Source organism: Aggregatibacter sp., from assembly GCF_057314075.1.
The window spans coordinates 113,334-127,466 of sequence record NZ_DBHLAR010000002.1 but is presented as its reverse complement, the minus strand read 5'-3'; the positions used below and the strand labels follow the sequence as shown (position 1 = coordinate 127,466).

General features: G+C 45.3%; 12 protein-coding genes. 4 read left to right on the top strand and 8 right to left on the bottom strand.

What is annotated here, in order from left to right:
- Positions 1–94: 94 nt before the first annotated feature.
- From ACO5E4_RS00965 to gshAB, 5 genes are all read right to left on the bottom strand, one after another.
- A complete protein-coding gene (locus tag ACO5E4_RS00965) occupies positions 95–271 on the bottom strand; it encodes a DUF5363 domain-containing protein (protein WP_454905323.1) in 177 nt (58 codons plus the stop codon).
- 50 nt (positions 272–321) lie between these two features.
- Positions 322–2,244 (bottom strand): tRNA(Met) cytidine acetyltransferase TmcA, encoded by a 1,923-nt coding sequence (locus tag ACO5E4_RS00960; protein ID WP_485861750.1) that lies wholly within the window; start codon positions 2,242–2,244, stop codon positions 322–324.
- Positions 2,241–2,705: an rRNA maturation RNase YbeY gene (gene ybeY / locus ACO5E4_RS00955; protein ID WP_454905319.1), complete on the bottom strand. Its 465-nt coding sequence runs from the start codon at positions 2,703–2,705 to the stop codon at positions 2,241–2,243. The genes ACO5E4_RS00960 and ybeY overlap by 4 nt, the downstream gene beginning before the upstream one ends.
- 55 nt (positions 2,706–2,760) lie before the next feature.
- Positions 2,761–3,846: a PhoH family protein gene (locus ACO5E4_RS00950; RefSeq protein WP_485861749.1), complete on the bottom strand. Its 1,086-nt coding sequence runs from the start codon at positions 3,844–3,846 to the stop codon at positions 2,761–2,763.
- 177 nt (positions 3,847–4,023) lie between these two features.
- Entirely contained in the window at positions 4,024–6,300 is a 2,277-nt protein-coding gene (gene gshAB / locus ACO5E4_RS00945) for a bifunctional glutamate--cysteine ligase GshA/glutathione synthetase GshB (protein WP_109859674.1), read from the bottom strand.
- Positions 6,301–6,538: 238 nt separating this feature from the next.
- On the opposite strand from gshAB, the gene ACO5E4_RS00940 reads away from it, so the two are divergent.
- The 3 genes from ACO5E4_RS00940 to clpX all read left to right on the top strand — a co-directional run bounded on the left by ACO5E4_RS00940 (position 6,539) and on the right by clpX (position 10,210).
- Positions 6,539–8,146 (top strand): phosphoethanolamine transferase, encoded by a 1,608-nt coding sequence (locus tag ACO5E4_RS00940; protein WP_109859673.1) that lies wholly within the window; start codon positions 6,539–6,541, stop codon positions 8,144–8,146.
- A 225-nt stretch (positions 8,147–8,371) separates the two neighbouring features.
- On the top strand, positions 8,372–8,953 hold the full coding sequence (clpP, locus tag ACO5E4_RS00935; protein WP_006719109.1) for an ATP-dependent Clp endopeptidase proteolytic subunit ClpP: 582 nt from the start codon (positions 8,372–8,374) through the stop codon (positions 8,951–8,953).
- Between the two features lie 9 nt (positions 8,954–8,962).
- Positions 8,963–10,210, top strand: a complete 1,248-nt coding sequence (gene clpX, locus ACO5E4_RS00930; RefSeq protein WP_109859672.1) for an ATP-dependent protease ATP-binding subunit ClpX — start codon at positions 8,963–8,965, stop codon at positions 10,208–10,210.
- Positions 10,211–10,267: 57 nt separating this feature from the next.
- Here the strand turns inward: clpX and ACO5E4_RS00925 are convergent, their stop codons facing one another.
- Together ACO5E4_RS00925 and ACO5E4_RS00920 are read right to left on the bottom strand one after the other, a co-directional pair.
- Positions 10,268–12,427 (bottom strand): heavy metal translocating P-type ATPase, encoded by a 2,160-nt coding sequence (locus tag ACO5E4_RS00925; protein ID WP_485861748.1) that lies wholly within the window; start codon positions 12,425–12,427, stop codon positions 10,268–10,270.
- Between the two features lie 108 nt (positions 12,428–12,535).
- Entirely contained in the window at positions 12,536–12,748 is a 213-nt protein-coding gene (locus ACO5E4_RS00920) for a heavy-metal-associated domain-containing protein (protein WP_109129629.1), read from the bottom strand.
- A gap of 90 nt (positions 12,749–12,838) precedes the next feature.
- Here ACO5E4_RS00920 and ACO5E4_RS00915 point away from each other — a divergent pair, with 90 nt between their 5' ends.
- On the top strand, positions 12,839–13,225 hold the full coding sequence (locus tag ACO5E4_RS00915) for a MerR family DNA-binding protein (RefSeq protein ID WP_111297425.1): 387 nt from the start codon (positions 12,839–12,841) through the stop codon (positions 13,223–13,225).
- Between the two features lie 71 nt (positions 13,226–13,296).
- Here the strand turns inward: ACO5E4_RS00915 and tsaA are convergent, their stop codons facing one another.
- Entirely contained in the window at positions 13,297–14,034 is a 738-nt protein-coding gene (tsaA, locus tag ACO5E4_RS00910) for a tRNA (N6-threonylcarbamoyladenosine(37)-N6)-methyltransferase TrmO (protein WP_109859669.1), read from the bottom strand.
- Positions 14,035–14,133: the final 99 nt, after the last annotated feature.

The following is a 14,133-nucleotide window of genomic DNA, read 5'->3' as shown; positions in this document are numbered from 1 at the left end:
GCTAGTTTAGCGCAAACAGGGGGGATTTCCAATAAAAGTCTGTATAAAAAAACAGTGTTATACTAGGGGAATTCATCCCCTAGGTATGCTAATCTTAATGAGTGTTTTCCTCTTTCTGTTCTTTTTTCTCTTTCGGTTCGGCATCTTCGTCAAACTTCACTACCGGCACACAGCCACGGCAAGTGCCTTGATCAATACCGGCTTCTTTACAAAAATCAGAATAGGCTTCCCAGGCACGTTTCACCCAACTTTTTTTGCCTTCTTCGCTCATTTTTGTCTCCTTCGTTTTTTATTTTCTTTTAAATTGTTAAGGGATTGTTATCATAAAAGGACAGCATTTTTTTGCAACCATTTCTTCACTTCCCTACGACAATTTTCTAACCATATTTTCTTATTTGGTCTTTTTTCCGGCTGTTTGCAATAATCTGCCAACAAGGGGAAAGGCGCTTCACCTGCCGATGTGATTAAACGCCGAATCGACGGCAAGGCAGAAGATAACGGCAGGAAAAAATCGGCAAAATCGGTTAACGATTGCCAATCTGAGCTATCCAGCGTCCAATCTATTTCTGTTCGAGCAAACTGTGTCGCCAGCGGATGCAAAGAAAGAGGCAAATTACGTTGAAATTGTTTTTCTGCCCGTTGCACGAATAATCGCCCTTCCTTACTCAACGGACATAATGCCACCACAGAATAACAACCGCTACTGGCTTCTTTGCTTTCGCTAAAATGCACCAAAATAAAACCGCACTTTTGCCAGAATGCGAGCAGTTCCGGCGTGTAACCGAAACTGACGGAAAGAAAATCCACTGCGCCCTGTTGTTTCATCTGCGTAATTAAACGTTGTCCTAGCCCCTGCTGTTGCCAGTTGGGTTGCACGGCAATGCGGGAAATGCGCAGAGAACGCAATTCACACGCTTCCTCCAACCCAGCTTGGAAACACAGCATTTGCGCCACCAAATTGCCGCGTGGGCGACGTTCTCCACGTCGAATTTGGCGAATTAACGTTTTGTCCGCCAGCCCACCTTCCGGCACTGCCCATACGCAACCAAGCAAGGAATTCTGTACTTGTGCAAGGTAAAATTGCTGCTGTGGTGCATCCAATAAACGGCGTAAATCCAAAGGCGAGGTTCGATAATGCGCCAAGGTCAGCAAGCCGTAAACAGATTCAATTTGATCATGAGGAATCCGTTCACAATGAGAAATCTGAAGCTGTTCAGCAAGTGCCTCATCATAAGGCGGTTGTGGCAGACGATCTTCGCAATCGCACAGCAAAAGGTCGTCAATAAACGCTTCCAGTTTGTCATCCGCCTGCCAACGTAACGGCGTAAACAGTTCAACATGGCGCAAAGTGCGATCAGTTTTCGCCATGAATTTTAATAAAAATCCTCTGCCTGTGCCTTCATAGCTGTGAATGGTGGTCGTCAACACAACGCGTTTAAAGGCCTTAGTTAGGCGAAATAAGATGTCTAGCGGAATCATCGCCGCTTCGTCCACAAACAACCAATGGTTGGCAAATTGTTGTGGCGCGTCGCTGAGGTTTTGGCTAAGTTCATCAGGCGGCATAAAGGTGATTTCCGCCCCGGCAAATTCATTGAAAATATTGACCGCACTTTTATTCGGGGCTGTGAGAATCATCGGCTGGTTTTGTGCCAATTGCTGTTTGGCAAAGAGTCCCGCCAACGCCGATTTTCCACGCCCACGTTTTGCCGTGACGATCAGGATCTCCTCCTCGGCTTCCGCCATTTGTTGCAATAAACGGACTTGTTCTAAGGTTGGCTGACAATATGTTGAACGGTCTTTTTGAGGCTTCGGCGAGGCAAGCGTTAACGGCGTACTTTGATAAACAGGAAAACCGTATTTTGCGATTTTTTCCTGCAAAAAGGCGATAAAGTGCGGTGTGTTTATGGCGTGTTTTTCGCCCGACCAACGCAGGCTGTCACTGTCCGGTTGGTTGGCTAAATCTGCCCAATGATTCAACAACAATAATAACTGACCACCGTCCTGCAATGTGCCTGCCGCCATGGCGAGGGCATCCAAGTGAATGCCTTGTCGTGCGTCATAAATGATGGCAGGAAATTCACTACCGAGCAGATTTTTCGTTTTGCTAAAAGGAAAATAGGCTTGGGTGGCAAAGTACGGTGAAACATCGCCAATCCAGACCGCACTTTTAAGTGAAAGGTTGTGATTTAATTGGTGGGCAAGAAAGTCATCCTCACCCACTAAAATGAGGAGTACTCGGCTCATTTCTCGCTCAAATACGGATCTGCAAAGCCCAGTTCCGTCATGATTTGGGTTTCCAAGCTTTCCATTTCCTCTGCTTCATCATCTTCAATGTGATCATAACCAAGCAAATGCAAGCTGCCGTGCACCACCATGTGCGCCCAATGCGCCATGAGAGGTTTGTCTTGTTCCTGCGCTTCACGCTCTACCACTTGACGGCAAATCACCAAATCGCCGAGTAACGGCAGCTCCACTTCATCAGGGCATTCAAAAGGGAAAGACAACACATTGGTCGGGCGATCTTTACCGCGATAATTCAAATTCAAGGCATGGCTTTCCGCTTCATCTACAATGCGTACAGTCATTTCCACTTCATCACTTTGCGGTTGTACTGCGGCTGTTGCCCATTGTTCGATTTGTTCTGCGGTTGGCAAGCCGCTTTCTTGCTCGCAAGCAATTTGTAAATCAATGATCATCTTACCCATATTGCTCTCCTAAATTCATTGTCATTTCTGACCGCACTTTTTCTTCTTTCTCAGTTTATTCTTCGCGCTCGGCTTTTTCTTCACGTTCTGCTTTACGTTGCTCCGCCAATTCGCGACGACGAATTTCTTCCTGCGCATCCCAAGCGTCATACGCCTGCACCACTTTCGCCACCACCGGATGGCGCACAATGTCTTTGCTGTCAAAGTAATTAAAACTTAATTCTTCCACGCCGGACAACACTTCAATGGCATGACGCAAACCGGATTTTTGCGAGCGAGGCAAGTCGATTTGCGTAATGTCGCCGGTAATCACCGCTTTCGAATTAAAGCCAATGCGGGTCAAAAACATTTTCATTTGTTCCACGGTGGTGTTTTGACTTTCATCCAAAATAATAAAACTGTCGTTTAAGGTGCGCCCACGCATATACGCCAGCGGTGCAATTTCAATCACATTGCGTTCCATGAGTTTTTGCACGCGCTCAAAACCTAACATTTCAAATAACGCATCATAGAGCGGGCGTAAATACGGCTCGATTTTCTGCCCTAAATCGCCCGGCAGAAAACCCAGCTTTTCACCGGCTTCCACCGCAGGGCGGGTCAGCAAGATACGACGAATTTCCTGTCGTTCTAAGGCTTCTACCGCAGCAGCGACCGCTAAAAAGGTTTTTCCCGTCCCGGCGGGACCAATACCGAAACTGATGTCATAACGCAAAATATTGTGCAAATACTGAATTTGATTTGGTCCGCGCGGTTTGATTAAGCCCCGCTTAGTTTTAATCGTTGTGCTATACACCTTGCTTTCAGAGCGGGTTGGTTCGGCATCTTGTTCTAAAATACGACTTTCCACCAACGCGATGTGCACATCTTCCAAATCTAACTCTTTGATCTGCCCACGCACCGGCGCGGTTTGCGCATATAAATCACGAATTAAATCTACCGCACTTTGCACAAGGTGCTGAACATGTGCCGATGGATTTTCCCCTTGCGATTGCAATGTAAAAGTAAAACCTCGGCGGGCAATGGAAAGATTGAAATATTTTTCTATTAAAGAAAGGTGTTCGTCTCCCGCGCCACACAACGAACGCAAACGCTCGTTATCCTGCGGTTCCAAGGTCAAGGTTTGAGTAACTTGTTCGGTCAAAATTCAGCCTCAATAAATGCACAAAAAGTGAGGAACAATATAGCATAAATTGCATTGAAACGTGTGTCTTTTACCATGATCGCAAGTATCGAATGTGGCAAAAAACGGTTGTAAAACCAACCGCACTTCAAGCAAACAAAAAGGCGAATCCTCAGATTCGCCTTTTACGCTATTGGGCTATGATTTCAGTTCCGGAAAGAGCATATTCAGCACGTTTTGCGTCACCCGGCGGGATTGTCCTGCGTACGGGAAGATGTGCATCATCATCATTGGATTAAAGTTGGCTTCAATGACGCCCCAAGATTGCAAACTTGGTTCAGCCGCTTTGGTTAAATCGGGAATGATTAAATCCACACCACACACCGCAGCGCCCATGGCTTTAGTGATACCGACCGCCAAGGCTTTGTAGCTTGGGTGCATTTGGTCGGTCATATCAATGGAATCGCCACCGGTGCTGATGTTGGAATTGGCACGCAGCTGCACCAACTGATCTTTCGCCGGTACGCTATCAACGGTTAAGCCCTGCTCTTTTAACTGTAACTGTTCGATGTCGCCCAACGCAATTTTCTTCAATGGCGTACGACTGCCATCGCCGCGCAACGGATGATCATTTTTCTGTGCCACTAATTCCGCCACCGTATGCACGCCATCGCCAATCACATTTGCCGGTACACGCAATAACACGGCAAGGGTTTCATCACCTAACACGAAGAAACGGTATTCTGTACCGGTGAGATAATCTTCCACCATCACCTCTTTATCTTCACGGAAAGCAATTTCAATGGCTTTGGCAAAATCCTCACGATCATGCACGCCCTGTTGGAAGATACTGATGCCCAAACCGTAATTAGTGGATTTCGGTTTAATCACAACGGCACGCCCAGCAAATAAAGCATAATTGGCTACCGCTTGTTCTACGCTGGTAAATTCCACACTTTGCGGCACGTTAAAGCCGGCTTTCGCCAACACTTTTTTGGTCACCACTTTATTTTCCATGATGAGTGGCGAAATGTAGCTGTCATGGGAAGTCATGTTGCCGTTTTTGACATATTCCAAATGATCACCGAATTGCAGACTTAAGAACTGATCGCGCTCGTCTAAAATCTCCATTTTTAAGCCTTTTTGAATGGCATCAAACATCAGGGCTTGGGTGGAAAGCTCCATGTTGTCGAAAGCCGACAACGCATAAAAACGTTCAAAGGCTTGTTTTTTGTAACGAATCGCCAGTTCCGCACCCAGTTTTTGATAACCGCCATGTGCTTCGATGGCATTGACTAAGCGTGCACCAAGCGTTTGGCTTGGGTCGGCAAATTGCGCCAGTTTCTCTTTGACGATCTCAGTCATCTCTGCGTCAGCATGAATTTCCGACAACATCGCCAATAATTGCTGTAAAACACGTTCGCCTTCTGCTTGGAAAGCCGTTGCCGACAGCGGATTTTCCCATGCCACTTGCGCTAATTTTTCTTTGCCTAATTCCACCGCACTTGCTAAGGATTCTTCATCTAGCCACGCCATTAGCAAAATAAAATAATGCACGAATTTGGCATCATTTAATGCGATACCATAAGCCTCAAACGGGTTTAGGTCGAACAGGCGGAATTCCAAATACTGAATGCCGTTTTGTAGCAATTCACTCGCCTGTTTCGCACCACGCAAGCGCACGTTGGAATAAAATTCTTTTTCGGCAATAAGCTGTCCGCTACTCACCGCGTGTTCCAAGGTTTTCACATAATCGTTCAAGCTGTCATAAGATACTTTCACACTCGGGTCATTCACATAACCATATTGGCCAGAACGTAAACTACGGACGTATTGCCCCGCTTTTAATGGCGTACCGTGACGGAAATAATTGGTGTCAACCGTTGGCGTGGCCGCAAACAAATAAACGAGGATCCATTGATAACGCAAAAAATTACGGGCAATTTTCAAATATAAATCGTTTTGAAAATCCACCGCACTTTGATAGTCATTTTGTCGTGCAAACAGCTGTTGAATGAACGCTGGCTCAAGCTGGAAGTTGTAGTGAATACCACTCACCATTTGCTTACTTTTACCGTACGATTTCACCAAATGCTCGCGGTACGCCACATCGACCGGATTGTCCAGTTGTGCCACTTTAATTTGATCCTCCGGTGGCAAGCCGGCCGGCATACTCAACGGAAAGACATATTCGTCTTCCGGTAAAGAGCGTAACACCACTTCGTGAATGGCGGATAACCAACGCAACGTATCTTCAATTTTTTTATTGGGTGGGGTGATTAATTCAAGCTGACTTTCCGCAAAATCCGTTTGGATATAAGGATGATAAGAACGATTGCCAAAGCATTTTGGGTGCTCAGTAACCACAACTGCCCCATCTGCGTGCACACGTTGGCTTTCTTTTTCAAGACCAAATGACCCTTGCTGGAACAACAGCTCCAAGCGATTTTCTTTTATAACCTGCTGAATATTCATAAAATTTCCTTAATTCGCGTAAGGCTCAACTCGCTCAAGCCTTACTGCATCAATACCTTTTCAAAAATCGCCACATTATTAAAATTAATCCCCTTAAATGCAAATAAAAAAATCGCATCCCCCATAAGGAATAGTTATAACTTAATGTATTGAAACGAAAATACTTCATTTTAGGAAATAAAGGGTCTAAAATTTCCGCCCTTAGAAAAGTACATGAAAAACACCCGTGGCACCTAAAATGAGTCAATTCAAAAAACACCATTTCATCAATAATGACATCACTTTTGCGTTGTTATTATTGATTTTTTCCTTTCTTTCCCACATTGCCTTAGGCATTTTGGATAATTATCTGACTAATCTGGTGAGCATTTTCGCATTAGGTTTGCTGCTTTTCACCTTACGGAAACACAGCAAGATCTTATTTTTGATTGGTTTTCTTTTTATTTTCGCGCTCTCTCTCGGCTATCTTCCTTCCGGCTTATTATATGGCCCGGTGTCGATTGGGGTAATTGCCTCAGTTTATGAAACCAATTTCAGTGAAACTATCGGCTTTTTTAAAGCGATTCCGCTCTCTATTTATATTTTTACTTTTTTCTATCTTCTTTTATTTATCGTTATCTTATTGATTCAACGACATAAAACCTCAAATAAATCTCAGAAAAAAATCTATGCTGCCGTTTACCTTGGTCTTGTCGCCTTTTCACTTTATACGCCCATTACAAAAGAAGTGGAAAATACGGATCCCGAAAAAGAATTCAAGCTCTCCGAATTTTTTAAAGCCTCAAACTTTTATCCAGTCAGCTTTATGTCTAACGCCATCAAAGTGAATAACACCTATTTAACGCAACGGGCATTATTAAATGACGCCTTAACCAAAACACCGGAATGGCAAATCCTTTCCGTGGAGCCCAAATATCAAAACTATGTCTTAGTTATCGGCGAAAGTATGCGACGGGATTACACATCTTTATACGGCTATCCACAAAAAACCACGCCGTTTTTGGAACAAGTGAACGGTTTGATTTTCAATTTATATGTGGCTGCCGGCCCAAATACGCAACCGTCTTTACAACGCACGCTGTATCGTTCTATTAACAACAATGAAGAAACGGTTTACACCGATAACATTATCTCGCTCGCCAAACTTGCCCATTACAAAACCTATTGGTTGTCCAACCAAGGCAAAGTGGGCGAATGGGACACCATGGCATCGCGTATCGGCATTCAAGCGGATGAATCGTTCTTTACCAAAAAAGGCGGGTATGATTCGGACAATATCTCGGACACGGCATTATTGGATCCGTTAAAACAACTTTTGGCGAAAGATAAAGATCAAACCAAATTAATCGTTTTACATTTAATTGGTTCGCACCCGACCTTTTGCGCCCATTTAAATGGCGAAGAACCGAAATTCCATTTAATTAGCCGAGAAATGTCTTGTTATTTAGATACCTTAAAACAAACGGACAGCTTATTGTCTGAAGTGAATCAAATTCTAAAAGATCAAGGACAAAGCTATTCCGTCATTTATTTCTCGGATCACGGCTTGGCGCATTTAGGCGCAGGAAAAAATCTGTCTATGCTAAATAACAAGGAATATAAACAAAGTTATGCGGTGCCTTTTGTTCGTTTTTCCAGTGACGATACCAAAAGAACCCTCATTAAAAACCCGCAAAGCGCCTTTAATTTTATTCACGGCTTTGCCCAATGGTTAGGCATTAAAGAAAGTCATTTAAGCCAAGAAGATTTTTTCAACCCGAAACCGCAACCAATCAAAGTGTTTAACTGGCGAGCCTTGGTGGACTATCAGTCGTTAAAAGAGGATCCGGCAAAACAAGAACCGTAATAACAGGTTCCAACGCCTAAAAGTGCGGTCATTTTTTCAAACGAATGACCGCATTTTTATTTTTGCCGGAATAGTCATTCAGCAAACCCAATTTTTCAGGTAAAATAGCCGCCGTTTTTTATGAAATAAATTTGTTTTTGCGGCGCTGTTGGCTCGTCCAATATCAAAAAACTCCGTTTTTTCTGACCGCACTTTTCACCCTATCCTGACTAAATTGAGGAACATATGAGTGTAATTCCTATGGTCGTTGACCAAACTTCCCGCGGCGAACGCGCCTATGATATTTATTCTCGCTTACTGAAAGATCGCGTGATTTTCCTAAGCGGTGAAGTGGAAGACAACATGGCCAATCTGATTGTGGCACAATTGCTTTTCCTAGAATCAGAAGATCCCGATAAAGACATCAATTTATATATCAACTCACCTGGCGGTTCTGTGACTGCCGGCATGGCAATTTACGACACTATGCAATTCATCAAGCCCGATGTGCGTACCTTGTGCGTTGGACAAGCCTGTTCCATGGGAGCCTTTTTATTGGCCGGCGGCGCACCGGGCAAACGTGGTGCCTTGCCACATGCTCGCGTGATGATCCACCAACCGTTAGGCGGTTTCCGCGGACAAGCATCGGATATTCAAATTCATGCGCAAGAAATTTTAAAAATTAAAGGCACCTTAAACGAACGCTTGGCTTTCCACACCGGACAGCCCATTGAAACCATCGAAAAAGACACTGATCGCGACAACTTTATGTCTGCCGAAGAAGCCAAAAACTACGGCTTGATCGATGAAGTGTTTACCAAACGTTAAGAGATAAACATGGCAAAAGATAAAGAATTACATTGTTCTTTCTGTGGCAAAGAACAAGACGAAGTCAATAAACTTATCGCCGGCACCTCTGGTTACATTTGTAATGAATGTATCGAATTGTGTCACGATATGTTGCTCAACGAAGAGCATGGCGAAGAAGCCGAAAGCGAAGACGCAGAAGCAACAAAAGAGCAGGAATTACCCACACCGCATAAAATCCGCGCCCATTTAGACGATTATGTCATCGGCCAAGATTACGCGAAAAAAGTGTTGGCGGTGGCAGTGTATAACCACTACAAACGCCTACGCACCAAACATCAAACCAATGATGTGGAATTAGGTAAAAGTAACATTTTGCTGATCGGCCCGACCGGTAGCGGTAAAACCCTGTTGGCAGAGACCATGGCGCGTATGTTAAATGTGCCTTTCGCCATGGCGGATGCCACCACCTTGACAGAAGCCGGTTACGTGGGCGAAGACGTGGAAAACGTGTTACAAAAATTACTGCAAAACTGTGATTACGACATCGAACGTGCGGAACAAGGCATTATTTATATCGACGAAATCGACAAAATCACCCGCAAATCAGAAAATCCGTCCATCACCCGTGATGTCTCCGGCGAAGGGGTACAACAAGCCTTGTTAAAACTGATTGAAGGCACGGTTGCTTCCATTCCACCACAAGGTGGACGCAAGCATCCACAACAAGAAATGTTGCGCATCGATACATCGAAAATTCTGTTTATTTGCGGCGGTGCCTTTGCCGGCTTAGATAAAGTCATTGAAAAACGCACCAGCGTCGCCACTGCCATTGGTTTCGGCGCCGAAATTAAGAGCGAAAAAGACAAAGCCACATTGACCGACTTGTTCAAACAAGTAGAACCGGACGATTTAATGAAATACGGTTTAATCCCGGAATTTATCGGACGTTTACCGGTGGTTGCACCGTTAAGCGAATTAGATGAAGAAGCCCTCGTGCGTATTCTGACCGAACCGAAAAATGCCTTATGTAAACAATATCAAGCGCTATTTGGCTTAGAAAACGTGAAACTGGAATTCACTAAAGAAGCCTTAATCGCCATGGCAAAAAAAGCCCTTGCCCGTAAAACCGGCGCCCGCGGCTTACGCTCCATCATCGAAGGCGTCTTGCTCGACACCATGTACGACTTGCCTTCTTTAGAAGGATTAGAAAAAGTGGTGGTCAACGAAAGCGTCATCAACGACAATCAATCTCCGGAATTGATTTATTCCAACTAATAAAAAAGTGCGGTTAAAAAACACAATGAATTTTAACCGCACTTTTCTTTTCCTCGACTATTCAATTTTCACTTTCTTTAAGCGTAACGCATTACTTAACACAGAAATCGAACTCATCGCCATCGCCGCGCCGGCAACCACTGGACTGAGCAACCCCAAGGCGGCTAGCGGAATGCCCAACACGTTATAAATAAACGCAAAAAATAAATTTTGTTTAATGTTTTTTAGCGTCGCGCGGGAGATCAGTAAGGCATCCACCAACTGATTGACCGAATGCTGCATCAGGGTTGCCGACGCACTGTGTTGCGCCACATCCGCGCCATCGTGCATAGCAAAACTTACATTGGCGGCTGTAAGTGCCGGCGCGTCATTTACGCCATCCCCCACCATAGCGACCACGTTGCCATTTTCTTGTAGAATTTTAACCGCACTTGCTTTATCTCGCGGCGACATATTACCCTGCGCATGTTGAATCCCAAGCTGATCGGCAATGTATTGCACTACGTTAGGATTATCGCCACTCATGATATACACATCGATATTATGTGCCTGCAAACGCTGAATTGCCTTTTGACTGTCCGATTTTAAGGCGTCTGCTAAGGCAAACGCGGCAACGGGCTGCTCGTTTACAGCGACTGCCACAATGCTGGCGATTTGCCACACCGGCTCAAGATCAGTTGGTAACGTCAAACCGCAATAGGCAGGTTTCCCCACTTTCACCGTGCCAATATGTTCAATCTCGCCTTGAATCCCCTGTCCCACATCTGCCTGAATATGTTGCACCGCAGGCAACACTACGTTTTTCGCCACTGCGGCTTGCACAAGGACTTTTGCCAGCGGATGTGTCGCGCTTTGTTCAATAGCGGCCGCCAACGCATAAATTTCATCTTCAGAATAGACCGCACTTTGCGCCTGCCAAAAAGCGACCACTTGCGGTTTGCCTTCTGTGAGCGTGCCGGTTTTGTCCAACACCACCGCGTTCACATGGGCGGATTCTTCCATGGCAGCGGCATCTTTAAACCAAATGCCCTGTTTCACGGCTTTGCCCATCCCCACCATGATCGCTGCCGGCGTGGCTAAGCCCAAGGCACAAGGGCAGGCAATCACCAACACCGCAACCCCATGAATTAAAGCTGTCACCACATCATGTTGAAGCCACCAAGTGAGTAAAAACGTCAGCAAGGAGATGCCTATCACCGTTGGCACAAACACTGCCGCCACTTTGTCGGCAAAACGGGAAATAGGCGCTTTGCTGCCTTGCGCCTCAGAAAGGGCGTTCATCATATCGCCGAGCAACGTTTGGCTACCAAGCTGTTGCGAGCGATAAACCAAACTGCCGTCCGTCACCATCGCGCCCGCCAACACAGGGCTTCCCGATTTTTTCATTTCAGGCAACGATTCGCCGGTTAAATGGCTTTCATCACACCAACCCGAACTTTCTTCCACCACGCCATCCGCCGCAATGCGTTCGCCTTGGTTAGCGCGCAACAATTCGCCCACTTGGATTTGATTTAACGGCACGGTTTGCCATTCGCCGTTACGTTGCACGCGCACCTGTTTTGGTGTCAGCTGTAACAATAAACCAAGGCTATTTAGGCTGTGTTTTTTGGTACGATCTTCTAAGAATTTTCCCAAACTCACAAAGCCCAACACCATGACGGACGCCTCAAAATAAATATTTGCCGAACCGTGATCATGGGGCATGTACGGCATATAAAACAGCATAAAAACAGAATAAAAATAAATGGTTAAGGTGCCAAGGCTGACCAATACATCCATATTTGCCAAGCCACCTTTAATACTGCCCCAAGCGCTTTTGTAGAAGGGAATCGCCAAGCCGAATTGCACAATCGTGGCTAACGCCATTTGCCACATCGGCGGCAACATCCAATCATGCCGCCCCAGCATCATGCCGAGCATACCGATTAAAAACGGCACGTTAATCAGCCACAATAAAATCAACCGCCACGAAATGTTTCGTTCTTGCGGCAACGCTACCTGTTCTTGCTTGAGCTGTGCCGTGAAACCGGTCTTTTGAATAATTTGGATCAGCTGTTCAACGGAAGTTTGCTTTTCATCAAAAGTGATCTGCGCTTCTTCACTGGCGAAATTCACGCCCGCCTTCTGCACAAAATCCTTTTTATTCAATACCTTTTCAATCCGACTGGCACACGACTGGCACGTCATGCCACCAATTTGAAGGGAGACTTTTTGCATAACATCCTCTTTTTATTTCCTTTCACAGAAAAGTGCGGTGGGTTTTCAACTCGTTTTTGCGGTGTCAAACAAGACAGAGTTTTCATGCCGCGTTAACAAGTAGAAAAATTACGCTACTGCCGCATCAAACCCGGCATCTTCCAGCGCTTCCACCAACGTGGCAGGTTGCACTTTATTTTCATCAAAACTCACGACCGCTTGCGCTTTTTCCAAACTTACCTCTGCGTGCGCGACACCATCTAATTCACTCAATACGCGAGTCACGTTTTTCACACAACAACCACAGGTCATGCCATCAATTTTTAGGGTTACGTTTTGCATTATTTGCTCCTTTGTTAAGTTAAACCTTGCCGACCTTGGTCGGCGAGATTAATATAAACCTTAACGTTAGGTTAAGGTCAAACACTTTTTATGAACATCAGTCAAGCAGCCAAACTCACCGGCTTATCTGCCAAACAAATCCGTGATTACGAAAAACGGGGCTTACTCAAAGCCGGCACACGTACACTTTCAGGTTACCGCTATTATGAAGAAAACGATCTCGCCCGTTTGCGTTTTATCCGCCACTCGCGAGGCGTGGGTTTCTCCCTGCAACAAATCGCCCAATTACTTCAATTACAAGACAACCCGAATCGCAACTGCCGTGAAGTGAAACAACTTACGGCACAACATATCGAAACCCTCAATGCACAAATTCATGCACTACAAAAAATGGTGGCTGAACTCCAACGCTGGCACGACAGCTGCCAAGGCAACGATTGCCCGGAATGTTCGATTTTAGCGGGGTTGAGTGAATAAGAAATCCTGAAAAGTGCAGTGAAAATTTAAAATATTTTCTCATCAGAAATACACTTCAAAAAGTTCGCAGATTAATCTTCCTGATGATTTACTAAGGTTTCAATTTGCACAATTTCCGCCACATCCACACGCTCCGCTTTAATCCGCCATTTCACATTCAAGTCATACAACGAAATGCCGTAAAGACGATCGGTGGCTTTGCCTTGTTGATACGCCGGGCGGGGATCTTGTTGGATAACGTCGGTAATAAAACGTTGTAAGTGCGGTCGGTTTTTGCTGTGTTTTTTAACCGCACTTTCCGCTTCCAAAGTAAATTCCACTTGTAACAACGGTTTGGGCTCGCTTTGGGCGAAACCGGAAATCGCGTCAGGCTCACTGTCGGCATAAGCCAGATAAGGTTTGATGTCGAAAATGGGTGTGCCGTCCACTAAATCTACGGCACCGAGATGTAACAACACCTTGCCGTTTTTACATTCTATGTGGCGCAATTCCACTTTGGATAAACCAAGAGGATTTGGGCGATGTGTCGAGCGCGAGGCAAACACGCCAACCCGTTGATTGCCGCCTAAGCGTGGCGGGCGCACGGTAGGATGCCATTTGCCTTGCGGGATTTGATCAAATTGAAAAATCAGCCAAAGGTGGCTGAATTGTTCTAAACCACGGACAGTTTCCGCTTGGTTATAGGGCGACAACAATTCGACAATGCCTGTGCCATCCTGCACTAAATTAGGTTGACGCGGCACAGAAAATTTTTCTTTGTAAGGCGTGTGAATCACAGCCACAGGCTGCAATATGAGAGAATCGGACATATTTTCCTTAAAACAGTTAAAATCTGCAGAATAACCTTGTAGAATGGCGCCTATTTTAGCTAAAAGTGCGGTAAAAAATCGCCTTATTTTTCGTTATTC